20 protein-coding genes and 3 pseudogenes are annotated in these 24,051 nt (G+C 55.5%); 6 read left to right on the top strand and 17 right to left on the bottom strand.

The window, feature by feature from the left end:
* Positions 1-54: 54 nt before the first annotated feature.
* On the bottom strand, positions 55-1,230 hold the full coding sequence (araJ, locus tag APU11_RS08240) for an MFS transporter AraJ (protein ID WP_013096529.1): 1,176 nt from the start codon (positions 1,228-1,230) through the stop codon (positions 55-57).
* Positions 1,231-1,270: 40 nt separating this feature from the next.
* On the opposite strand from araJ, the gene narI reads away from it, so the two are divergent.
* Positions 1,271-1,915, top strand: coding sequence for a respiratory nitrate reductase subunit gamma (narI, locus tag APU11_RS08245; protein ID WP_060578388.1), 645 nt, complete (start codon positions 1,271-1,273; stop codon positions 1,913-1,915).
* 87 nt (positions 1,916-2,002) lie between these two features.
* On the opposite strand, the gene APU11_RS08250 is transcribed toward narI, so the two are convergent.
* Positions 2,003-2,452 carry a hypothetical protein gene (locus APU11_RS08250; protein WP_038981821.1) on the bottom strand — a complete coding sequence of 150 codons (450 nt, stop codon included), beginning with the start codon at positions 2,450-2,452 and terminating at the stop codon, positions 2,003-2,005.
* 229 nt (positions 2,453-2,681) lie between these two features.
* Here APU11_RS08250 and APU11_RS08255 point away from each other — a divergent pair.
* Positions 2,682-3,394, top strand: a pseudogene (locus APU11_RS08255) (isochorismatase family protein).
* A gap of 115 nt (positions 3,395-3,509) precedes the next feature.
* On the opposite strand, the pseudogene nhoA reads toward APU11_RS08255, so the two are convergent.
* Positions 3,510-4,345 (bottom strand): annotated as a pseudogene (nhoA, locus tag APU11_RS08260) (N-hydroxyarylamine O-acetyltransferase).
* A 108-nt stretch (positions 4,346-4,453) separates the two neighbouring features.
* On the opposite strand from nhoA, the gene APU11_RS08265 reads away from it, so the two are divergent.
* A complete protein-coding gene (locus APU11_RS08265) occupies positions 4,454-5,026 on the top strand; it encodes a flavin reductase family protein (RefSeq protein WP_029883348.1) in 573 nt (190 codons plus the stop codon).
* A 35-nt stretch (positions 5,027-5,061) separates the two neighbouring features.
* On the opposite strand, the gene fusA is transcribed toward APU11_RS08265, so the two are convergent.
* On the bottom strand, positions 5,062-7,161 hold the full coding sequence (gene fusA / locus APU11_RS08270) for an elongation factor G (RefSeq protein ID WP_040022647.1): 2,100 nt from the start codon (positions 7,159-7,161) through the stop codon (positions 5,062-5,064).
* A 162-nt stretch (positions 7,162-7,323) separates the two neighbouring features.
* On the opposite strand from fusA, the gene APU11_RS08275 reads away from it, so the two are divergent.
* The gene (locus tag APU11_RS08275) at positions 7,324-7,623 is read left to right on the top strand and encodes a helix-turn-helix domain-containing protein (protein ID WP_013096507.1); all 300 of its coding nucleotides are present in this window, start codon (positions 7,324-7,326) and stop codon (positions 7,621-7,623) included.
* Positions 7,624-7,654: 31 nt separating this feature from the next.
* Here APU11_RS08275 and APU11_RS08280 read toward each other — a convergent pair whose 3' ends face one another.
* Positions 7,655-8,287 carry a DNA-binding protein gene (locus APU11_RS08280; RefSeq protein ID WP_013096506.1) on the bottom strand — a complete coding sequence of 211 codons (633 nt, stop codon included), beginning with the start codon at positions 8,285-8,287 and terminating at the stop codon, positions 7,655-7,657.
* A 121-nt stretch (positions 8,288-8,408) separates the two neighbouring features.
* The gene (locus tag APU11_RS08285) at positions 8,409-9,737 is read right to left on the bottom strand and encodes a 2-hydroxycarboxylate transporter family protein (RefSeq protein ID WP_058651307.1); all 1,329 of its coding nucleotides are present in this window, start codon (positions 9,735-9,737) and stop codon (positions 8,409-8,411) included.
* Positions 9,738-10,114: 377 nt separating this feature from the next.
* On the opposite strand from APU11_RS08285, the gene APU11_RS08290 reads away from it, so the two are divergent.
* Positions 10,115-11,800, top strand: a complete 1,686-nt coding sequence (locus APU11_RS08290) for an NAD-dependent malic enzyme (RefSeq protein WP_058651306.1) — start codon at positions 10,115-10,117, stop codon at positions 11,798-11,800.
* Positions 11,801-11,836: 36 nt separating this feature from the next.
* Here the strand turns inward: APU11_RS08290 and APU11_RS08295 are convergent, their stop codons facing one another.
* The 11 genes and pseudogenes from APU11_RS08295 to APU11_RS08350 form a co-directional block, all read right to left on the bottom strand.
* A complete protein-coding gene (locus tag APU11_RS08295; protein ID WP_058651305.1) occupies positions 11,837-12,838 on the bottom strand; it encodes a Kdo(2)-lipid IV(A) acyltransferase in 1,002 nt (333 codons plus the stop codon).
* A 177-nt stretch (positions 12,839-13,015) separates the two neighbouring features.
* Positions 13,016-13,246, bottom strand: a complete 231-nt coding sequence (gene pptA / locus APU11_RS08300; protein WP_058651304.1) for a tautomerase PptA — start codon at positions 13,244-13,246, stop codon at positions 13,016-13,018.
* Between the two features lie 37 nt (positions 13,247-13,283).
* Entirely contained in the window at positions 13,284-13,901 is a 618-nt protein-coding gene (locus tag APU11_RS08305) for a glutathione S-transferase family protein (protein WP_013096501.1), read from the bottom strand.
* Between the two features lie 41 nt (positions 13,902-13,942).
* Complete coding sequence (locus APU11_RS08310; RefSeq protein ID WP_040022653.1) at positions 13,943-14,830, bottom strand: ABC transporter substrate-binding protein; 888 nt, start codon at positions 14,828-14,830, stop codon at positions 13,943-13,945.
* A 9-nt stretch (positions 14,831-14,839) separates the two neighbouring features.
* Complete coding sequence (locus tag APU11_RS08315) at positions 14,840-15,613, bottom strand: amino acid ABC transporter ATP-binding protein (RefSeq protein ID WP_040022655.1); 774 nt, start codon at positions 15,611-15,613, stop codon at positions 14,840-14,842.
* Positions 15,597-16,529 carry an amino acid ABC transporter permease gene (locus APU11_RS08320; protein WP_058651317.1) on the bottom strand — a complete coding sequence of 311 codons (933 nt, stop codon included), beginning with the start codon at positions 16,527-16,529 and terminating at the stop codon, positions 15,597-15,599. The genes APU11_RS08315 and APU11_RS08320 overlap by 17 nt, the downstream gene beginning before the upstream one ends.
* 9 nt (positions 16,530-16,538) lie before the next feature.
* Positions 16,539-17,048 (bottom strand): GNAT family N-acetyltransferase, encoded by a 510-nt coding sequence (locus APU11_RS08325; protein ID WP_013096497.1) that lies wholly within the window; start codon positions 17,046-17,048, stop codon positions 16,539-16,541.
* A gap of 9 nt (positions 17,049-17,057) precedes the next feature.
* Positions 17,058-19,320, bottom strand: a pseudogene (locus tag APU11_RS28795) (NtaA/DmoA family FMN-dependent monooxygenase).
* 16 nt (positions 19,321-19,336) lie between these two features.
* Positions 19,337-20,458 carry an amidohydrolase gene (locus APU11_RS08340; protein ID WP_060578389.1) on the bottom strand — a complete coding sequence of 374 codons (1,122 nt, stop codon included), beginning with the start codon at positions 20,456-20,458 and terminating at the stop codon, positions 19,337-19,339.
* Entirely contained in the window at positions 20,437-21,456 is a 1,020-nt protein-coding gene (locus APU11_RS08345) for an MsnO8 family LLM class oxidoreductase (RefSeq protein WP_020684772.1), read from the bottom strand. Before APU11_RS08345 ends, APU11_RS08340 begins: the two co-directional genes overlap by 22 nt.
* A 110-nt stretch (positions 21,457-21,566) precedes the next feature.
* The gene (locus APU11_RS08350; RefSeq protein WP_020684771.1) at positions 21,567-22,106 is read right to left on the bottom strand and encodes an AAA family ATPase; all 540 of its coding nucleotides are present in this window, start codon (positions 22,104-22,106) and stop codon (positions 21,567-21,569) included.
* Positions 22,107-22,488: 382 nt separating this feature from the next.
* On the opposite strand from APU11_RS08350, the gene ansP reads away from it, so the two are divergent.
* The gene (gene ansP, locus APU11_RS08355; RefSeq protein ID WP_020684770.1) at positions 22,489-23,985 is read left to right on the top strand and encodes an L-asparagine permease; all 1,497 of its coding nucleotides are present in this window, start codon (positions 22,489-22,491) and stop codon (positions 23,983-23,985) included.
* Positions 23,986-24,051: the final 66 nt, after the last annotated feature.

Below are 24,051 nucleotides of genomic sequence, written 5' to 3' on the forward strand. Positions count from 1 at the left end.
TTCCCGCTAACCGCTCCGTTTATGGGGCGGTTTTTTATGACCACATTCCGGCACTCAGGCCAGCGCACGAGCATCAGACTGAGCCCGCCGGGCGCGCAGATAGCCATACACCAGCAGCGCGCTCATCGCCAGGAAGGATAATATCGCCGCCGGTAGCGTGACATAGCTCCAGCTAAAACCGAGCGTAATCATCATTCCGCCAAAATAAGCGCCAATCGCACTGCCCAGGTTAAAGGCCATCTGCCCGCCTGCGGCACCAAGCATTTCCCCTCCTTTCGCATTTTGCAGCAGCAGAATTTGCAGTGGTGCAGAGAGTGCGAACAGCCCGGCACAGCAGATGAACCCCATCACCAGCGACGCGGTTTTCTGTTCACCAAAGGCGAAAAGCAATAACAGTGAGGCGACAATCACCATATCGGTGGTGGCAGCAATACGCAGCGGGCTGAAACGACCCGATAGTTTCCCGCTCAGCAGGTTACCCAGCACCATGCCGAAGCCCATCAACATCATGATGATCGTCATCAACCCCTCGGAGAAGCCAGAGACATTGACCATAAACGGCTTCACAAAACTGAACCACGCAAAAACGCCAGCGTTGCCAAACATGGTGGCAGCGAAAATCAGCCACGGTTCCGGTTTTTTCAGGAAGTGAAACTGCTCGGTGAGTTTTATTTCTGATGCGTCATGAAGGTTTGGTACCCACACCAGCACCGAGAGGATCACCAGCGCGTCAAACAGGGCTATCAGGAAAAAGGTATAACGCCAGTTGAATGTATGCCCCAGCCAGGTTCCAAACGGAACCCCCACCAGATTCGCCACGGTCATCCCGGCGATCATCCCCGCCACGGCCACCGTCACCTTACCCGGTGGCGCTATTTTCGAGAGGATAATCGCCCCCACGCCGAAAATTGCGCCGTGCGGGAACCCCGAGATTAAGCGCCCTGCCGCCAGCCAAAAATAGGATGTGGAAAAGGTAAACATCGCGTTACCCACCGCACATAGGGCAACCAGAAACAGCAGCGTGGTTTTTAACGAGAACTTACTGGAAAACAGCGCCACAATCGGCGCGCCAATCACCACGCCAAAGGCGTAAAACGAAATCATATTTCCGGCGGAGGGAATGGAAATACCGGTATCATGCGCCAGTTCCGTCAGGACACCCATAATACCAAATTCAGCCATGCCCAGGCCAAACGTGCTAAGGGCTAACGAGAAAATTGTCTTTTTCATACCACAACCACGAGTGAAAATTCGCAGCGGGCATTATTGAATACCCTACATCTGCGCCACCGTGTTTTTCCTCGGCAGCTGGTTGCGCTACGACTACGGGCAATACACCTGGCGCGCCTCATCGAGCCAGATGCTCAGCAAACGCGGTATGAACTGGGCCTCTAACCTGTTTCATATTGGGATCCTGGGGATTTTCTTCGGCCACCTGTTCGGCATGCTAACCCCGCACTGGATGTATGCCTGGTTTTTACCCGTCGCAGTTAAGCAGCAGTTAGCCATGATTGCAGGGGGGATTTGCGGCGTGCTGACGCTGATTGGCGGTTCCATGCTGCTGATTCGCCGCCTGTTCAACCAGCGGGTGCGCGCCACTTCCACCACGCCGGATATCATCATCATGAGTATCCTGCTGATACAGTGCATTCTGGGGCTATCGACAATTCCTTTCTCCGCCCAGTATCCTGACGGAAGTGAGATGATGAAGCTGGTCGGCTGGGCGCAGGGAATTGTGACGTTTAAGGGCGGCTCATCGGAAATGTTGAGTGGCGTTGCCCCCATCTTCCGCGTTCATCTGGTGCTGGGGATGACTATTTTCCTTATCTTCCCGTTCACCCGCTTGGTGCACGTGTGGAGCGCACCGTTTGAGTATTTTACCCGTCGGTATCAGGTGGTGAGATCGCGCCGTTGATTTTGTCGGGTGGCGGCTTCGCCTTACCCGACCTACGTTCAAGCACCTGTCGGCCCGGTAAGGCGTAGCCGCCACCGGGCTTTAATGTCAACTTACTGACCCTCCGGTTATCAGAGAGAGAATAAATAACAGCAACAGCACCGCGACGATCAATCCGAATGCAAGTAGCACAGCATGGAACGTTAGCGTTAGTCCTGAGAAAAGAAGTGCCCCGGAGATCCCCCAACGGCTCTCCTTGCACATCCCTCCGATGAACGAAAGCCCCAGAGCCACAACAGCGAGAATAATTCCGGCATTAAGAAGAATGCGGTCGATATCGACCGTTGTTTTTTCTGTTCGGGCAGCAGGACGCTCCCCCTTTAGCCCCGCAATTATCCCTTGTTTTACAGCCGAAACTTTCTCAGCAACCATAACTTCAAGCACTGGCGGCTTTGGCGAAAACGGGCCGAATGAAAACTGGACGATTGAGAGAATGAGTGCAATTCCTCCCAGCAACATACCCAATGAACTGAATTTATTTCGCAATACGATTTCCATATCAACGTACCTTCGAATGATGCTGCCGCGTGGGCTGTAGGCCCGGTAAGGCGTAGCCGCCACCGGGCGATGAAGGCTGAAGCATGCCGCTTTGCAGAAGAAAATTCCACCACGAAATGTCGTCTCATAATGGCCCAAAAGTATCGTTATTGTTTCTCCAGGTGACTCATACTGTGAGCAACTGTGCGGAATAATGGCTCCCGAACACAACACAGAAGGAGTTCGCGTGATGAAACCATTTTTTCGTACAGCATTGCTGATCGGCATGATGAGCACTTGTTCCACTTATGCTAGCGCGCAGGAAACGACCGGCACGAATAGCAAAACCATTCGTGCACTGACAGGCGCAACGGCGACTTCGTCTTTATCCGCCTCACAAACGGCGTTAATCGTGGTGGATATCCAAAACGAATATTACGCAGGTAAAATTTTCGTGGTCAGATGGTGATCCCTGATGGCGATAAGGTACTGAAGAACTTTCAAAAGCTGGTTAGCTATGCCCATCAAAAGGGGATGCAGGTGTACTTCGTGCGCCATATAGCGCCAAAGGATAGCCCGCTGTTTGCCGAAGGGTCTGTTTATGCCAGGTTCCATCAAGACCTACAGCCTTCTGCACGCGATGCCATTATCACCAAAGCGACCCCGAGCTCTTTTGTTGGCACCGATCTGGATGCGCAATTAAAGAAAAAAGGGATCAAAAAGGTGATAGTCATTGGCCTGATGACGCACATGTGCATTTCCTCTACCGCACGTGACGCTGTTCCGCTGGGCTATAACGTGATTATCCCTGAAGATGCGACAGCAACACGCGATCTGGATGATGGTCAGGGTGGCGTGGTGGACCACAAAGCGCTGCAACGTGCGGCATTAGCCGGTGTTGCCGATGTGTTTGCCGAGATTATGACGACCAAAGACGTTATGGCGCTGCCAGTCACAGAATAAGACCGGACTTGATCCCCGTCGCCAGCCAGGTCTCTATACTGGCTGGCGCACGGAGGCTTAATAACACCTCGCCTTCTCGCTATCGGCGCGAGTTTCGCGGCCGATAGCGAGAAGGCTATTTTCCGTGAGTTTCAAACCCTGCCATCACCGCCGTCAGCTCCGCCAGTGAAAAACCGTGCTTCGGATCGTCAACACCCAGCCCGAAGCGCTCCTGCATCAACTGATACAGCGCCGCAGCATCGGGAAGATGGATCTGCTCCTCTACATGGCCCTTTTGCCAGTGAGTAAAGTTGAAGTTGGTCAGCGTCAGTTTGCCGCCGTCAGGCAGATGGCGGCACATCAGCAGATGATGGCGGAAATGGGACTGCGGCCAGTGCGCCGACCAGAAATTCCCCATGACGTAATCACTGAAATATTGTGTCGTCAGGTCAAAGTGGTACATCGACTGCCAGTGCTCATGGTGACGGAATTGCAGTACCCAGTCGTTCCCCTCGCTCAGCAGACGATACAGCCCGTGCGGCGTCTCCTGCTCTTCGTTGGCAAGCAGACGAATCGGTGCCGTCAGCGTCTGGCCGCCAAACCCAACGTCGGCAATCCAGCCTCGCCGTTAAGTTCGACGAGCAACAGGCGATGCGTGCGCGGCGGCATTTGCGGTGGATTCGCAAATACCACACGTCCCAGCACGCTGCGCACCGTAAACCCAACTTCGCGCAACACGCGCTCAAACAAGCCATTTTGTTCAAAGCAATACCCCCCGCGACGCGCCTTAACCAGTTTGTCGACAAGGCTTTGATCGTCGAGCTGTATTTCGCGCGGCAGAACGACATCGATATTCTCAAACGGGATCGCACAGTTGTGATGTAAATGCAGCGCGCGCAAGGTGTCGATATCAACAGTAGCCGGTTGTTTCCAGCCGATGCGGGCGAAATAGGCAGTCAGAAATGGGGACATGCATCAGTTTCCTTTAACAGTGATGTTCTGTTTATAAACTAATTTTACGTGTCCACTTTGATTTCCGTGCTTTTTCGCCATACTCATCGTTATTAATGAGGAGACCCTATGAACCACTTTCGTCCTGTTGAATTACGTCATGCCAGCCGTCTTTTAAACCATGGTCCCACCGTGCTTATCACCAGTCGGGATGAAACCCTGGACAGGCGTAACGTTATGGCTGCCGCGTGGTCGATGCCGGTTGAATTTGAACCACCGCGTATCGCCATTGTGGTGGATAAAAGCACCTGGTCGCGTGAACTGATTGAACGCAGCGGGCAATTTGGCATCGTCATTCCCGGCGTGTCCGCCGCCAACTGGACCTACGCGGTGGGTAGCGTTAGCGGGCGCGACGAAGACAAATTCAACTGCTACGGCATCCCGGTGGTGAACGGTCCGGCACTCGGCCTGCCCGTCATTGAAGAGAAATGTCTTGCGTGGATGGAGTGCCGGTTATTACCCGTTACATCCGCTGCAGAAAAGTACGATACGCTGTTCGGGGAAGTGGTTTCAGCCGCCGCCGATGAACGCGCGTTTGTCGCCGGACGCTGGCAGTTTGACGGGGATAAGCTGAATACCCTGCACCATCTGGGAGCCGGGACGTTTGTGACGAGTGGGAAAATGGTGAAGGCGCTGGATTGATAAACCCTCCCCCCATCGGGGAGAGGGTGAACGTATTACTTCGCACGCCGGGCAATAATCTCATCCGCCACATTGCGCGGTGCTTCCGCAAAATGGTGGAACTCCATCGTGTAGGTCGCGCGCCCTTGCGACATCGAGCGCAGCGTGGTGGCGTATCCAAACATCTCTGCCAGCGGCACGTCAGCGCGGATAATCTGGCTGCCGTACTGCTCTTCCATGCCCTGCACCATGCCACGACGGGATGAGAGATCTCCCATAATATTACCGGCATACTCTTCCGGCGTTTCCACCTCGACATGCATCACCGGCTCAAGGATCACCGGATCCGCTCTGCGAGCGCCCTCTTTAAACCCGAGGATCGCCGCCATGCGGAACGCCATTTCCGAGGAGTCGACGTCGTGATACGACCCAAAGGTCAGGGTCGCTTTTACATCGACAACCGGATACCCCGCCAGCACGCCGCTGTTCATGGCTTCGCGCAGCCCTTTTTCCACAGAGGGAATATACTCACGCGGCACCACGCCACCCTTCGTGGCATCTTCAAACTTGAAGCCACTGCCAGGCTCTAACGGCTCAAGGCTCAGGACCACATGCCCGTACTGCCCTTTACCGCCGGACTGCCGGACAAATTTGCCTTCGATATCTTTCACCGCTTTGCGTAGCGTCTCGCGGTAGGTCACCTGCGGACGGCCGATGTTTGCCTCGACACCAAACTCACGCTTCATGCGATCCACGATAATCTCAAGATGTAGCTCACCCATACCGGAGATAATCGTCTGGCCGGACTCTTCATCGGTATGCAGACGGAAAGACGGATCTTCCGCCGCCAGGCGTTGCAGGGCAATGCCCATCTTCTCCTGATCGCCCTTGGTTTTTGGCTCGATGGCAAGGGAGATCACCGGGTCCGGGAACTCCATTCTCTCAAGCGTGATAACTGCATTCGGATCGGTGAGCGTGTCCCCGGTGGTAACATCCTTCAGACCCACACAGGCCGCAATATCACCGGCGCGCAGCTCGTCCACCTCGTGACGATCGTTGGCATGCATCAGCACGATGCGTCCGATACGCTCTTTCTTGCCCTTCACCGGGTTATATACCGCGTCGCCTTTTCTCAACACGCCAGAGTAAACGCGAATAAAGGTCAACTGCCCGACGTACGGATCGCTCATCAGTTTGAACGCCAGCGCAGAAAACGGTTCTTCATCACTTGGATGACGCTCCGCATGCTGCCCTTTTTCGTCCACACCGTCGATGGCCGGTACATCCAGCGGCGATGGCATCAGCTCAATCACCGCATCGAGCATGCGCTGTACCCCTTTGTTTTTAAAGGCGCTGCCGCACAGCATCGGCTGGATTTCACCGGAGATGGTCCGAATACGCAGCCCTTTGATGATCTCGGCCTCATCAAGGTCGCCCGTCTCCAGGTATTTATCCATCAGCGCGTCGCTGGCTTCTGCTGCCGCAGAGACCATTTTTTCCCGCCACTCCTGCGCGGTGCTCAGCAATTCGTCCGGTACCGGCGCATAGTTAAACACCATGCCTTGTGTGGCATCATCCCACACAATGGTACGCATCTTGATGAGATCCACCACGCCGGTGAAATGCTCTTCCGCTCCCACAGGGATCACAATAGGCACCGGATTCGCCTTCAGGCGTTCCTGCATCATCCGTACGACGCGGAAGAAATCGGCACCCGGACGGTCCATTTTGTTGACGAACGCCAGGCGCGGCACATGATATTTATTCGCCTGACGCCAGACGGTCTCTGACTGTGGCTGCACGCCGCCCACGGAGTCGTACACCATGACGGCACCGTCCAGCACGCGCATGGAACGTTCCACCTCAATGGTGAAATCCACGTGCCCCGGGGTGTCGATGATATTGATCCGGTGCGGTTCAAACCCTCTGTCCATACCCGGCCAGAAGCAGCTGACGGCCGCGGAGGTAATGGTGATCCCGCGCTCTTGCTCCTGCGCCATCCAGTCGGTTGTTGCCGCGCCATCGTGTACTTCACCCAGCTTGTGGCTCATCCCGGTGTAAAACAGGATGCGTTCGGTGGTTGTCGTTTTACCGGCATCGATATGCGCGGAAATACCGATGTTGCGATAACGTTCGAGAGGGATGGGTCGGGGCATAACATTTCCTTAAGTCTGTAAGACTGAGTTGTGACGACCGGGATGGTCGCCTGTGTGTTCGTTTGCTATAATAGTCCTATTGTACGAGTATTATCGAACTATTTTTTTCACGGTTGACCTATTGTTGATATAGCTCAATCTGAACGTTGACGCAGGAAAACGATGATCCCAAACCACCCCGAACCTGAACAAATACTGCTGGAAAATGTGCTATTTGCTCTCGGCAATCCGCTCCGGCTATCGATTATCCGCAGGCTGGCCGATGGCAGTGAACTGAGCTGCAACGCGCTGCGCCCGGACGATGTGGTGAAATCCACCATGACCCACCACTGGCGCGTACTGCGCGACAGCGGTGTAATCTGGCAGCGCCCGCAGGGGCGAGAGAATATGATTTCACTGCGAAGAGACGATCTGGATGCCCGTTTTCCTGGGCTGATGGCGATATTGCTGCGGGCTGAGTAGCGCTGCGGTTACGTTAATATCCGTGGCAACGCTACGCTTTCTCCTGACGATAGACCGGGATCTGCCGTCGGGTCCTGGTCAGGGTATCAAAGACCTCGGTCCCGGAGGTGGTTATTCTCATCCCCGTTTTGCGCAACCGTTGCACATCGGCCGCGATGCGCTGAATGCCGAACCAGAAAAGCCCGTCGAGTGCGGTGACCGCGAGCCCGTTTTCCAGCGCTAACTTTAATCGCTCACGGGGCGCTTTCACCTGCTGGGCGATTTGCCGGTACGGCACTTCGCTCCCCCCTTCGCTATCACTGCGCTGGATACGCGTTTTCAGGTGGTAGTTAAATTCATCGGGGATCCCGTCCAGATTCATTTTCAGGCTATAAACACAGCCGAAGCGCTTGCCGTTAAAAAGCACATTTTTTTGGCTGAGTTGAAGCTCTTTTCTGAGGCCGTCAATTAACTGCGGGGCGCGGGTGAGGAGTAACCGGAAAGGAAGCTCAAAGCTGGTGACGTAATCCACATTCAGCAGCGCCAGACGCAGGCGTTCTTCTGCACCGGCCTGTTGCTCCCGACACTCTTCCAGTACCTCCGCCCACTGACGCGTCAGACGCTCTGGTTCGGCGGCTTCGGTAAAGAGAAATTTTTCAATCTGGTAATCAACTCTTCCGGTCATCGTGCGGTTTCCCGTCGCTGTGAATGCGGTAATTCTATCCAGCGCAGTGATATTTATAAAGAACTGAACCGCAACGGCGTGCTGAAAATGTCGTTGCGATTCAGTCTTCTGACATCCGCGATCAGTGCGCCATTAACCAGCCCATCAAAAGCGTGGCGAAAATCACCGTCGACGCACCGCCAATGCGGGTCGCAATCTGGGCAAACGGCATCAACGACATGCGGTTAGACGCGGAAAGAATTGCCACATCTCCTGTCCCGCCCAGCCCGCTATGACAGCAGGTGACAATCGCCGCTTCCACCGGGTACATATTCAGGCGCGACGCAATAAAATAGCCGCTCAGCGCCATTGCGATGACGATCGAACCGCACACCACCACGTATCCCACCGAAAAGACCGACACCACGCTCTCGAGCGGCACGTACAGCATGCCGAGACCAATCATCAACGGCCAGACCAGCGCAGCGGAGACAAATTTATAGCAACTGTGCGCGCCCTGCTCCATGGAGGCCGGGATCACCTTGAAGTATTTGCACAGCACTGCGATGAGGATCATCAATACCGGGCCGGGAATATGCACCAGCTTCTCAAACAGTCCGCCAACGATGAAAAACGCACACACCATCAGCAACCCGCCCCCCATCAGATGGAAATCCGTCTGCTGTACGCCCTGCGCGCTGGCAAACAGGCTTGTGTCATCTTTGCTGCGGGTTAACATGCCATTGCCTGAAAGCGATGGACGTTTTGCCCCGAGGCGCGCCAGCGTACCCGCACAAATAATGGCAAAAATATTCCCCACTACGGCGGCGGGTGCCAGTTGCGCCACGTAGACGTCAGGTGTCTGACCCAGTATCGCCGAATAGGCCAGCGACAACGGTAAAATCCCCTCGCCAATCCCTCCGCCGATAATCGGTACGATGATGAAGAAGAAGGTGTGATACGGCGTATAGCCAAACAGCGAACCAACGAGTAAGCCGGTCAGCACGGCCATCAGGGTACCCACCACCAGTGGAACGAACATGCGGATCATCCCCTGGATCAACAGCACGCGGTTCATCCCCAAAATGCTCCCCACCACCAGACAGGCGATGACGAAATAGAGCAAATTGGCCTCTTTCATCAACAGGTGAACCGTATCCAGGGTGTGTTTCTCGAATACGCCAAAATAGACCAGCACCGAGGGCAGCATCAGGCACAATATTGCCGGGCCACCAATATCTTTCAGCAGCGGGATTTGTCGGCCAATTTTGGCAAAGGCGAAACCGAGCGTCATGATCACCGCGAGTCCACCGATCATGTTTTTCGGCAGCAGCCCCGCCCACGCGGAGGTGGCCACAATGGCCGCGATCCCGACAAACAGCATCAACGGGACCGCGCCAACTTCAGCATTGCTCAACCCAAAAGCAAAACGTGAAGCGACTGGAGACGTGGTTACAGAATTATCTTTCATATAATCACCGGATTAGTAGGTTCGGATATCAATAAACAGGAATAAATCGTAATTGGCCTGTACTTAATAAAGCTTTAATATTTAATCGTATTCAAATTGCCATTTATAAAAATGGTTCATCGAGAAATTAGCATGGCGATTTCGCCGGAAATGTGAACAGCACGAGAATTTGTTTTTAAATAACTTAATTCATCTTTTCGTAACTAAAGTTTTTAATCGCTGCGTCGGTGTTTTGAAATTAATTAAACCAGAAAGACTGTGACCGTTATCACTACGCCTATGATCCTTAACCGCTAGATTAGCGCGAAACCAAAGACATAAATAAACCTGCGCCTGCAACTGAACCTTATCCGATTATTGAAATTCAGGAGTCATTCATGTCTCGCAAAGAAGTACTGTATACCCCTTATAGCGGCGCCGTATTACTGGAAAATCCGTTATTAAATAAAGGGCTCGCATTTATTAAAGAAGAACGTGATAACTTTAATCTGCACGGTTTGTTGCCACATAACGTTGAAACCATCGAGGAACAAACCGAACGCGCCTGGGTACAATTCTGTCATTTTAAAAGCGATATTTCCCGCCACGTTTATCTGCGTAATATCCAGGATACTAATGAGACGCTGTTTTACAACCTGCTGCGTTCGCACCTGAAAGAGACGTTACCCATTATCTATACCCCCACGGTAGGAGAAGCGTGCGAACACTTCTCGACTATTTATCGCCGCGCGCGTGGGCTGTTTATTTCCTGGCCCAATCGTCACCGTATTGATGAAATGCTGCAAAGCTTCTCACGCAATGATATTCGCGTCATCGTCGTGACCGACGGAGAGCGTATTCTGGGGCTTGGCGATCAGGGAATTGGTGGGATGGGAATACCCATTGGAAAACTCTCGTTATATACCGCCTGCGGCGGGATCCACCCGGCGTCTACCCTGCCGATTATGCTCGATGTCGGTACCAATAATCAGCAGCATCTGGACGATCCCATGTATATGGGCTGGCGTCACCCACGCATCAGCGACGATCAGTACGCCGAGTTTATGGACATGTTTATCAGTACCGTGAAGCAGCGCTGGCCCAATGTATTGCTGCAGTTTGAGGATTTCGCGCAGAAAAACGCCACCAGACTGCTGCAGCGCTACCGCGACCAGCTGTGCTGTTTCAACGACGATATCCAGGGTACCGCCGCCGTGACCGCGGGCACGCTGATTGCTGCCGCCCATGCTGCCGGGACCCGTGTTCGCGATCAGCGCGTGGTCTTCCTGGGGAGCGGATCCGCCGGTTGCGGCATCGCCGAAAAAATCGTGGCGCTGATGATGGATGACGGGCTAACCGAAGCCGAAGCCCGCAGTCGGATCTTTATGGTCGATCGCTTTGGCCTGCTGACTGACGATATGACCAACCTCCTCGACTTCCAGAAAAACCTGCTCACGGCGCGCGAGGCGATCCGCGACTGGCAGGTTGAGTCGAACAATATTTCGCTGATGGACGTGGTTAAAAACGCGCATCCGACGGTAATGATTGGGGTCTCAGGCCAGCCGGGCCTCTTCAGCGAAGAGATTGTGAAAGAGATGCATCGCCACTGCCCGCGTCCGGTGATTATGCCGCTTTCTAACCCCACATCCCGCGCGGAGGCGCAACCGCAGGACCTCATTGCCTGGACACAGGGCGCCGCGCTCGTCGCCACCGGCAGCCCGTTTGCGCCGGTGTTCTGGCAGGGCGAGCAGTACGATATTGCCCAGTGTAATAACGCCTATGTATTCCCCGGGCTGGGGCTGGGTATTCTGGCCTGCCATGCACGCCGGGTCACCGAGGAGATGCTGATGGCGGCAAGCCACAGCCTGGCCGCGCAGTCGCCGCTGGTGACAACCGAAAAAGGCGGGTTATTGCCGCCGGTGGATCATATAGAAACGGTGTCACGCCATATCGCGTTTGCCGTCGCCCGAGCGGCCATTGAGCAAGGTGTTGCGCCAGCCATGGAGGATGAGATGTTGCTGGCGCGGATTGAAGAGACCTGGTGGCAAGCAGATTATGCGCCGTACCGCAGGGCTGCGCTGTAGCCGTCAGCCTGCCCTCACGTTACGTGAGGGCATACTTTAGTGCTGAATGCCTGACTGTTCAGGCATGTCGCCTGTAGATACAGTTCTGTTGGAAGTGACCACGCTTTTTTTGCGCGCATATCTGTCCGGCTGGCCTTCAGGACGGGTTTTGAAGCGTCGGTGCAACCACATATATTGCTCCGGCGCCATCAGCACCGCGCGCTCAATCGCCCTGTTCATTTGCGTGGCTACCGACGCTTTATCACCGCCCTGCAGCGTTTCGCCGATATCTTCAAGAATAATCAGTTCGTAACCGCTGCCGTCTGCCTTTCTGCGTGGAACGAACGGGATCACCGCCGGTCTGGCACTCTTCACCAGCATATAACTTCCGGCGGTTGTCGCGGCATCAGGAACCGCAAAGAACGGTACAAACACGCTGTTGGTTTTACCGTAGTCGTGATCCGGAGCATACCAGAGAATTTCATTCTGCTTCAGGGCGCGGATCATGCCCTTCAGGTCATAGCGATCCAGCATGGTTTTATTTGAGCGCAGACGACCACGCGTCTGCAGCCAGTCCAGCAGCGCATTATTGTTAGGGCGATAAACACCGACACCCGGGTTGAGCATGCCAAAGATCCTCGCCCCCAGCTCAAGCGTGAGAAAATGCATACCGATGAGCACCACACCGTTTCCACGGGCCCGCGCCTCTTCCATATGTTCATATCCGCTGACGCTGAAACATTTACGCACCCGCCAGTCAGGCCAGAACCAGGCAATCCCGGTTTCGATGACGCCCATGCCAACCGATTCAAAATTACGCTGCAGTAGCTTTTCGCGCTCATCCTTTTTCATGTCGGGAAAACAGAGCTCAAGGTTGCGGCGAGCGATGTCCACACGACGGGGAAGCAAACGCATGGCCAGACGACCAAGCCCGTGTCCGATTCTTAATAAAAGGGGATACGGGAGCTGCACAATGCACCAGAGCGCTGCAATGCCTGTCCAGCTGAGCCAGTAACGAGGATGAAAAAAGGCGAGTGAGAACTGAGGTAATTTTGTCATGAGAAAATTATCCTGTACTGAATTTAACGCAACTGCTGTGCTTACCAGATGATTTCGTGAAAGTTTTAGAGAGGGAAAGTGTAACGGAAACGTCACAGGATCGTATTATCGATTTTTGCGAAATGTCGCGAGAAACTTAAATGCCGGGTCAACGAGGCCGCTGCCCGGCAAATAAAATTACATCGAATAGCCGGGCTTTTTAATCAACGAATCCAGCTTCGAGCCAATTTCGCTGTCCCAGACCTGCGCTTTCCAGTCTTCAGGATTAACCTGGTTTAACGCCACCGACACTGAACTGTCTTTACTGTTGAAATGACGAATTATCACCTCGGCAATATCAGCCGCCAGCGCGTTTTTTTGTTCGTCGTTTAAATCCCGGGGAAAACATTTGATATCTACATGTGGCATATGCAGGCTTCCTGTTATGAATCAGGTTTACACGTTATCAGATAATGCCGTTTGCCTTTAACACCTTGTGCAGTTCAGGAAGCTGACACACGGCGTCTGCAATGGCCGTTATCTTTGGCGTATTCTCGGCAAACCACGCATGCCGTGGCCCCCAGGTACGTGCGACCGCAATATAGACGTCGAGTAACGTAAGCTGTTCCCCCAGCGCAAACGGGGCCGCTTTAAGCTGGCTATCGAACCACAAATAGAGGGATTTGCGGTATTCGATACAATTTTTCTTCAACTGTTCCGGTGCGTCAGGCACCCAGCGTTCGGGATAATCGGCATAGGTAAAGGTCGGATAGACGTTCGCGACAAACCAGATAAGCAAGCGCTGAAATTGCTGACGTTCTGCCTGTCCGACGGGCGGCGCCAGATCGGGACACCTGTCGAGCACCATCAGGGCGATGGCGGCTGTTTCGGTCATGATCGCGCCATTTTCCAGCGCCAGTGTCGGCACCTGACACAATGGATTGAGTCTTTGCAGCAATTCGCGCTGCGGACCGGGCGCATCAAACCCGTCCACATTAATAAACTCGTAAGGGATGTCTGCCAGAGTCAGCATCACTTCGCTGATTGCCGAGCCCCAGCCGGGTGCACCATAAAGTTTGATCATGTTGCCCTCTCAGGAGTGAAAATCCTAAGTGTAGAGCACAATTAATATGTGATCCCAGGCGGGTTAACCTCCGACTGTGTCACCGCTTCGCCCTGCTCTCCCCAGCGCGCCAGCACCTTCTGATACTCCCCGCGCGTGATCGCGCCGTCCAGCGCGGCCTGCAGGGCGTAGACCAGTTGATTGCCTTTTTTGGTGGTCGTGGCGACATACGCTTTTTTCGGGCCCAGCCCGACAACGCGCGTTTTACCGGTCAGCGCGGCTTTATACGCCGCGACCGACTGTGGTCCAAAGAACACATCCGCCCGCCCGGACTGAATATAAAGATTGCCCGAGGCATCATCCGTCAGGTACACCGGCAGCGCGGGCTCACGCCCGGCCTTTTTATTCTCCTCGTTCCAGCCTAACAGGATGCGCTCCTGATTGGTGCCGGATCCGACAATAACCTTTTTACCCGCAAGATCTTCAGGACCGTTAATCGACCGCACCAGACTGGTGGATTTCACCGTAAACGCCAGCGAATCGACGCGATAGGTCGCAAAATCAAACTTCTCTTTGCGCTGTTCGGTCACCGCAATGTTCACCAGCGCCACGTCATAGCGCCCGGAAGTGATCCCCAGCGGCCAGTCTTCCCAGGCGGTGGGAACGAGCTTCAGTTTTAGCCCCAGGCTGCCTGCCAGCAGCCGGGCGATATCCGGATCGCTGCCGATTCGCGTACGGTTGTCGCTGGCAAGCAGGGCCAGCGGCGGTGAGTTAAGCGCAGAAATGGCCACCGTGAGGGTTCCCGGCTCGACAAATTTGTAATGAGCGGGGATCTTCGCCACCGCCTGCTGATCCACCGTCACCGGCAGCGGCTGCTCGTTGGCTTTTAAATCAATACTGGCATGGCTGGCGGCGGTAAAGGCCAGCCCTGCCAGAAGTCCATATTTCATGGGTACTCCTTACAGGACTCGGGAAAGGAACTGACGCGTTCGCGCGTGCGATGGCCGGTTCAGCACCTCGTCGCTGCTGCCCTGCTCCACAATTTTGCCGTCGACCATAAACACCACCTGATCCGCTACTTCTCTGGCGAAACCGATCTCATGGGTGACCACCACCAGCGTGGTGCCGGAACGGGCGAGTTTCTTGATGACATCCAGCACTTCGCCCACCAGTTCCGGGTCTAGCGCCGAGGTAGGTTCATCAAACAGTATGACGCGCGGACGCAGCGCCAGCGCGCGGGCAATGGCGATGCGCTGCTGCTGCCCGCCAGAGAGATGGCGCGACCAGGCATCCGCTTTATCACGCAGCCCCACCACATCCAGCAGGCTATACGCCTGCTCAACGGCCTCTTTTTTGCTCAGTTTTTTATGGGCGACAGGTGCTTCAATCAGGTTTTCCAGCACCGTGAGATGCGGGAAGAGATTAAAGTTCTGGAACACATAACCCACATTGACGCGCTGTTTGAGGATCTCTTTCTCTTTTAACTCGTAGAGTTTGTCACCCCGACGGCGATAGCCGATGTAATCCCCGTCAATCTGAATAAACCCTTCGTCGACGCGCTCAAGGTGGTTGATGGTACGCAGCAGGGTCGATTTACCGGAGCCGGACGGTCCGAGGATCACCGTGACGGATCCCGGTGGGATCTCAAGCGACACGTTATCGAGCGCTTTATGGCGACCAAAGAATTTACTGACGCCGGTAATGGAAATATGTCCTTCATGAGAGGCTTGCATGGACGGGCTCCTGTGCGGGCGTGGTGGTGACGGAACGGGAACGGGTACGGCTGAGGATACGGTTCTGATTCACCGCCGAGCGACGTTCGCTGCGGGCCAGTCCCCGCTCAACACCATACTGGATAGCGGACAACACGGTGGTAATCACCAGGTACCAGGCGGCCCCCACCATCAGCAGCGGGATCACCTCCTGCGTGCGGTTGTAAATCATCTGGATGGTGTAGAACAGCTCCGGCATGGCCAGCACGTAAACCATCGCCGTCCCCTTCGCGAGACTGATGATTTCGTTAAACCCGGACGGCAGTATGGTGCGCAGTGCCTGCGGCAAAATGATCCGCACCGTACGACGCCAGGCCGGTAGCCCCAGCGCAGCGGCCGCTTCATACTGACCATGATCCACGCCGAGGAAGCCCCCGCGAATGATCTCCGCGGTATAGGCGCTCTGCACCAGCGTTAGCCCGACAACGGCGGTAGAGAATTGCCCCAGCACATTGATGGTTTCAAAGCTGCCCCAGGTCATGCCGGTGAACGGCACCCCGAGCGAGAGCGTGTCGTAGAGATAGGAAAAGTTATAAAGGATGATCAGCACTACAATCAGGGGCAGCGAGCGAAACAGCCAGATATAGCCCCAGGCCAGGCTGCTCAGCAGCCAGGATGACGAGAGTCTCGCCAGCGCCAGCATACCGCCCAAAATCACGCTCAGCGCGGTGCCGATCAGCGTCAGCAGTAATGTCTGGCCGACGCCTTCAAGGATCACCGGGTCGAAGAACCAGCGGGCAAACACAGACCACTCCCAGCGCGGGTTAAAGGCGACGGACTGGACAACGACCGCCAGGACAAACAGCGCCACCACGGCACCGACGGCCCGTAGCGGATAACGCGCCGGGACCACTTTTATGGTTTCAACGTTGCTCATCATCGTACCTCATGCGGTTTTACTTAACGCTTCACGAACCAGCGTTTTGGTGAAACGCAACCGACCATCAAACGGGGGCTGGCTGTACTCTTCCGGATCGCGGTTGAGATCGAACTGCGGCTGGTAACCCTGGCTAAGATAGAGCCGTACCGCTTCCGGCTGGCGAAAACCGGTGGTCAGGTAGATCTGGCTGTAGCCTGCCAGCACCGCCCGGCGCTCCAGCTCCTGCACCACGCGCCCCGCAAGCCCCTGCTGACGCAGGCTTTTGTCTGTCCAGATGCGTTTGATTTCTGCGGTGCGTTCGTCGAAGGGTTTGTACGCCCCGGTGGCAATAATCTTCCCGTCACGCTCCAGGACGATAAACAGCCCCTGCGGCGCCAGATACCACTCGGTGAGCTCGACCTCAGCATCTTTCGAAAAATAGTCACCGTAGCGGGCAGCGTATTCACCGAACAGCCCATTGATGATGGGCTGAAGATCGGCATCTTCCGGCGAAACGTCACGAAATTGTTCGCTCATAACGCCTCCTTAATCACCCAGACCGGCCGGGTTGACTTCCGACTGCGGGATGCGTTCCACCCCTTCTCCCCAGCGGTTCAGCACTTTGTCGTAATCGCCGTTTTTGATCACGCCATTAAGCGCGGTCTGCACCGGTTCCACCAGGCCGCTGCCTTTTTTCAGCGTCACCGCGATATGCGCCGCCTTCGGCCAGCCGCCGTCAACGCTTCCCACCAGTTTGGTTTTACCGGTCAGCGCCGCTTTCCACGCGCCAATCACGTTTGGGCCAAAATACGCATCCGCACGCCCGGACTGGAGCGCCAGCGTTTGTGCCGCATCATCTTTGGTGTAGACCGGGGTAAACGGTTTCAGTCCCTTCTTAAGGTTTTCGGCGTTCCATGCCAGCAGGATGGCCTCCTGGTTAGTGCCTGAGCCCACAATAATGCGCAGCCCGGCAATGTCCTCCGCCTTCTGTAGGGATGTGATTGGACTGGTTGATTTCACATAGAAACCGAGCGAATCCTTACGGTAGGTGGCGAAATCAAACTTCTCCTTACGCGCTTTAGTCACGGTGATGTTGCTGATCGCCGCATCGTATTTCCCGGAGGCCACCCCCAGCGGCCAGTCCTCCCAGGAGGTTGGCACCACGTTCAGCTCCAGCCCCAGGCTGTCCGCCACCAGACGGGCCACGTCAACTTCGCTTCCCAGAAGCGTTTTGTTGTCATCCGAGAAAACCGTCAGCGGCGGTTGATTGAGGCCCGCCACCGCGACGGTAAATTTCCCCGGCACGGCAAAGCGATAATCTTTCGGCAACTGCGCGATGGCATCGCCGTTTTTGGCGATATTGATCGGCGTTTTGTTGGCCTCAATGCTCACGCCGGTGCCGTTAATGTTCACATTCTCTGCCCAGACGGCAGGGGTAAAGGCCAGCGCGAGCGCCAGAATAAGCGATGGTTTCTGCATAGCGGGTTCTCTTTTATTGTTGTGTGAACTGATTTTTGGGTTCGTCCAGGCCCAGGCTGTCGCGCAGCGTGGTCCCGGGGTAGTCAGCGCGAAACAGGCCGCGGGCCTGTAGCACCGGCACCACCTGGTCAACAAAGCGCGGGAAGGTATCTGGCGTCCCGCCCTGGATGATGAAGCCGTCGGCTGCATAGCCGTCGAACCACGCCTGCAGGCCATCCGCCACCTGCTCCGGCGTGCCGGAAAAACGGGGGCGTGGTGAGGCCGCTTCCAGTGCGACCTGACGCAGCGTCAGCTGACGTTCGCGGGCATTACGCTTTATCTCATCCGTGGTGCTGCGGAAGCTGTTTTTTCCCAGGTCGCCGAGGTCCGGGAACGGCTCGTCGAGCGGATACTGGCTGAAATCGTGATGTTCGAAATAGCGTCCGAGATAATTGAGCGCATCCTTAACCGACACCAGCGCCGCGGTGGTCTGGTACTGGTTTTCCACATCTTCGGCATTTTTTCCGACAATGACGCTCACGCCCTGGAAGATGTGCAAATCAGAAGCACGACGACCGTTATTTTCCAGCTGCTGCTTCACATCACGGTAGAACGCTTGTGCTTCTTCGAGAGTTTCATGGTGGGTGAAGATCGCATCGGCATGCTTTGCAGCCAGCTTTTTACCGTTGTCCGATGCGCCCGCCTGGAACACAATCGGACGTCCCTGCGGCGTGCGACCAATATTGAGTGGCCCGGCAACCTGGAAGAAATCACCCCGGTGATCCAGGGTATGCAGTTTGGCGGGGTCAAAAAACTGACCACTCTCTTTGTTGCGCACAAAGGCATCGCCTTCCCACGAGTCCCACAGCCCTTTCACCACATCGAGATACTCATCCGCAATGCGGTAGCGCAGCGCGTGCTCGGGGTGTTTTTCACGCGAGAAGTTCCTGGCCGACCCTTCCAGCGGCGAGGTGACGACGTTCCAGCCCGCACGGCCGTTGCTGAGATGATCCAGGCTGGCAAACTGGCGCGCCACGGTAAAAGGTTCGCTGTAGGAGGTGGATAACGTGCCCACCAGCCCCAGATGCGAGGTAATGCTCGCCAGCGCGGAGAGCACCGTTAACGGCTCAAAGCGATTTAAAAAATGCGGGATCGACTTCTCATTAATGTAGAGGCCATCCGCTACGAATAAAAAGTCGAGCTTGCCCTCCTCTGCTTTTAACGCCGTCGCTTTGACGAAATCAAAATTAATACTGGCATCGGCCACCGCCGCAGGATGGCGCCAGGCGGACATATTCCCGGAAGCACCGTGCAAAATGGTCCCCAGCCGCAATTGTCGGGTTGCAGACATATTCACCTCTTCTGAATTAAACGTGTTGCAGGGCTTTTTCCGCAAGCTGTGCAAAATAACGGGCAGCCGGCTCAATTAATGCTTCGTCCGGATTAAAGGCCGGGTGATGTAAACCATACGGGCTATTGCTGCCAATGCTGACAAACGCGCCGGGGATCTGCTGCAGATAGACTGCAAAATCCTCTCCGCCCATATGCAACTCGGCATGCTGCGTTTCATACCCCGCTTCCCGGGCAACCGAGGTGGCAAACGCCGCCCAATGCTCGTCATTGACCAGCGCAGTCGGCCCGGCATACCAGGTGATATCAATCCGGGCACTGAAGGCGCTGGCGAATCCGGCAGCGATTTCACCGACACGTGCTTTGACGTTCTGTTGAACTTCCGTGCGATGCGTGCGCAGCGTCCCTTCCAGCTCAACGCTTTCCGGCAGGACGTTCCAGGTATTGCCGCCCGCAATGCGCGTTACGCTCAGCACAACGGAGTCCAGCGTATTCACGTTGCGACTGGCGACGCTCTGCAACGCGGTAACAAGCTGGCTTGCCAGCACAATCGCGTCGTTGCCTTCATGAGGCCGTGCGGCATGAGCACCTTTGCCGGTAATGCGGAACACAAACCGATCGACGTTGGCATAGAACGGCCCGCCGCGGGTGGCAAATTCACCCACCGGCAACCCCGGCTCGTTGTGCATACCGAAGATGGCGCTGACATCACGTAACGCCCCGGCCCGCACCATGCTCTTCGCTCCGCCAAAGTTCTCTTCGGCAGGCTGGAACAGGATCCGCACGCGACCGTTGAGCAACGCTTCACGTTCTTTTAGTTTTAATGCCGCCCCGAGGATCACGCTGGTGTGGATGTCATGACCGCAGGCGTGCATCACTCCCGCACTCTGCGAGCTAAACGCCACCCCGCTGCGCTCTTCGATCGGTAAGGCATCAATATCCGCCCGCAGGGCAATCAGTTTGTTGCCGTTGCCGATCTCCGCCACCAGCCCGGTAGGCAAGTCATAAGGTAGCGGTGTAATACCGGCATGGGTCAGCCACTGGTGCAAACGGGCGGTTGTTTCCACCTCCTGGCCCGACAGCTCCGGATGCTGGTGCAGCTCACGACGCCAGGCAATCAGTTGTTCGCCAAAACGCATACGTTGACCTCCCTGTTAAGTCGCGCCTGCGCCAGCTGACGCAGGGACTGCACGCGCGCGGCGCCGTCCACAACCGGTGTGTCGATAATGAATTCGTCAATCCCCCACTGGTGATGCAGAGCGTCCAGTTGTGCCAGTACCGACTCAGCGGTCCCGGCCACCAGTGACTGCGCGCGACGCGCTATACGCAGCGGCTCGCTGCCTGCCTGACGCGCAAACGCATAGGCTTGCTCTTCGCTGGCCACCGTAACGCGCTGGCCGTTTGCCAGCTCCACGCCCCAGACTTCAACCTTTTGTGCCAGCGAGTGCGCCTGGGCCTGAGAGTCCGCCACAATGACCTGCACCGCCACAATCACCTCCCGGGCGCTGTGTTCACGCCAGGTGGTGATGACCTCGCGCAGCAGGTCGGGATCGCCATTCAGGTGAGCGGCAAAGACAAAATGCCAGTTGAGCTTTGCGGCCAGCAGAGCACTTTCGACACTCGCCCCCAGCAGAAATCCCTGCGCCGGAACCGGCGGCAAAGGCGTGGCGCGCACCGCCTCCTCCGCGGACTGATTTTCAGGACGGATCCAGCTATCGAGCTGCGCCAGCTGTTCGGCAAAGCTGCCCTTTTCCTGCTGATTCAGACCGAGTTGCAACGCGCGGGTGGAGAGCGGCAGACCGCCAGGCGCTTTTCCAACGCCCAGATCCACGCGTCCGGGAGCCAGGGCAGCCAGGAGATTGAAATTTTCTGCAACTTTATACGGGCTGTAGTGTTGCAGCATGACACCGCCCGATCCCACCCGGATACGCGTAGTCTGCCCGAGGATCCAGGCAATCAATAACTCCGGCGAGGGGCTGGCCAGCTGCGGGGTGTTGTGGTGTTCGGCAATCCAGAAACGGTGATAACCGAGAGTTTCCGCCTGTTGCGCCAGCGCCAGGGTTCGCGCCAGCGCATCGGCGGCTGTTTCATTTTCAGCGATGGGGCTTTTATCCAGAATGCTGATTCGCCAGGACATGTTGCGTTCTCGTTTGACTTAACATGTCGTTATTAATAAAGGCGTATTTCACCGCTGAGAAACAATTAATTTACATTTGGTTTGCCGGAAATCAGATATATAAAACCCTGTTAAGAATAAGACTTTAGGGAGGAAATCAGCGTTTCCGCCTGAGCGCGGCGGGTAATACGGATAAAGCGTATGTGTGCGTAGTCCGGGTTTTGCATATCGACCTGATAACGCCTGCGGTTGTTGCGCCAGGTTTTAATCGTCCAGATGATAATGGACTCTCTGCTGAGGAAGGCGCGCCGGAAACTCTCTTTATTGCCCGTTCCCGGCCAGAGTTCGTGTTGATGCCAGGCCCGCTTGATCGCCCGGATAACGGCCTGATACAGCGTACGGACAAATCCATAGTCCACCCAGACGACCAGATCCACATTGCGCCATTTAACAGGGCGCGTGCGGTTATAGTTGCCATCGAGCACCCAGTTTTGAGAAGCGCTTAATGCATGCTCCAGTTTTTCCAGAAACGCATCATCTGCTGTGCCCTGCCAGTTCGGGCGCCAGTAAAGCCTGTCCATCTCAATATAAGGAATAGCCAGCTCATCAGCGATCCGTCTTGCCAGCGTGGTTTTTCCACTTCCGCTGGTGCCGATTACATTAATTTTCACCGTTAGCCTCGTTCTGGCAGAATAAAAACCAAACCGATCATAGCGTTTACCTTCCGCTAGTTCCACTGAGCAACTGATAAGCGCCACTGATGTTTAAATCATCAATCCGCGAATCTTTTGTCTAAAAACTCACCACGATTCAGCGCGTTGTGATCCCCGTCTGCTCTGACCACACGATTTCCTTCGACGTGCATCACTTTCGGCACGGTTATATTTTGCGTCGCTTATCAATTGCAGGTAGGATGCCTCGCCATGTTTCGCCTTATCCATACGCAGAATGACTGGGAAGGCGACATGTGTTTGCGCAGAAGCAATCGTTTGTATGCTCTCTGCCAGGCAGGACTATCACGATAATGGTTCAGACAGGCAAACAGGTAACTCAATGAAAACAAGCAATAAAAGCGCAGCCGATCATCATGCTGCTAAACGTCGCTGGTTAAACTCCCATGAAGAGGGCTACCACAAAGCGATGGGCAACCGTCAGGTTCAAATGATCGCCATCGGCGGCGCTATCGGTACAGGTCTGTTTTTAGGTGCTGGTGCACGTCTGCAGATGGCTGGCCCGGCTCTCGCCCTCGTCTATCTGGTGTGCGGGATCTTCTCCTTCTTCATTCTTCGCGCGCTGGGCGAACTGGTACTGCATCGCCCTTCCAGCGGCAGCTTTGTCTCTTACGCCCGCGAATTTCTCGGTGAAAAAGCCGCCTATGTCGCTGGCTGGATGTACTTCGTTAACTGGGCGATGACCGGTATCGTCGATATCACTGCCGTTGCGCTGTATATGCACTACTGGGGCGCGTTTGGCGATATCCCGCAGTGGGTCTTTGCGCTTGGCGCCCTGGCGATTGTCGGCACCATGAACATGATCGGCGTGAAGTGGTTCGCCGAGATGGAGTTCTGGTTTGCACTGGTAAAAGTGCTGGCGATTGTGATTTTCCTGGTCGTCGGTACCGTCTTCCTCGGCAGCGGTAAGCCGCTGGACGGCAATGCAACCGGCTTCCATCTGATAACCGATAACGGCGGCTTCTTCCCGCACGGTCTGCTGCCGGCGCTGGTTCTGGTGCAGGGCGTGGTGTTCGCCTTTGCCTCTATCGAACTGGTGGGTACGGCGGCAGGCGAATGTAAAGACCCGCAGACCATGGTGCCAAAAGCCATTAACAGCGTGATCTGGCGTATCGGTCTGTTCTATGTGGGTTCTGTGGTGCTGCTGGTTCTGCTCCTGCCATGGAACGCCTACCAGGCGGGTCAGAGCCCGTTTGTGACCTTCTTCTCTAAACTCGGCGTGCCATACGTGGGCAGTATCATGAACATCGTAGTGCTGACCGCGGCGCTCTCCAGCCTGAACTCTGGCCTCTATTCTACCGGCCGTATTCTGCGCTCCATGTCGATGGGCGGCTCTGCGCCGAAGTTTATGTCGAAGATGAGCAAGCAGCAGGTGCCATATGCCGGTATCCTGGCGACGCTGGTGGTCTACGTGTTTGGCGTGTTCCTGAACTACCTGGTGCCGTCCCGCGTGTTCGAGATCGTGCTGAACGTGGCCGCACTGGGGATTATCGCCTCCTGGGCCTTTATCGTGGTCTGCCAGATGCGTCTGCGCAAAGCCATTAAAGAGGGCAAAGCGGCTGACGTGAGCTTCAAGATGCCAGGTGCTCCGGTGACCTCATGGCTCACCCTGCTGTTCCTGTTCAGCGTGCTGGTACTGATGGCGTTCGACTACCCGAACGGCACCTATACCATCGCCACCATTCCGCTGCTGGCCGTTCTGCTGATTGCCGGCTGGTTTGGCGTGCGTAAGCGCGTGCATGAAATCCACAGCACCGCGCCGGTTCATCATGACGATGAAAAACACGACGGCCCGCTGGTGGAAGAGACCTCGCGTTAATAAAAAAAGCCGGGTGGCGGCTTCGCCTTACCCGGCCTACATTTCAGGGTTTTGTAGGCCCGGTAA

Origin of the sequence: Enterobacter sp. 50793107 (assembly GCF_001463365.1) — a bacterium.
Classification (GTDB): domain Bacteria; phylum Pseudomonadota; class Gammaproteobacteria; order Enterobacterales; family Enterobacteriaceae; genus Enterobacter; species Enterobacter cloacae.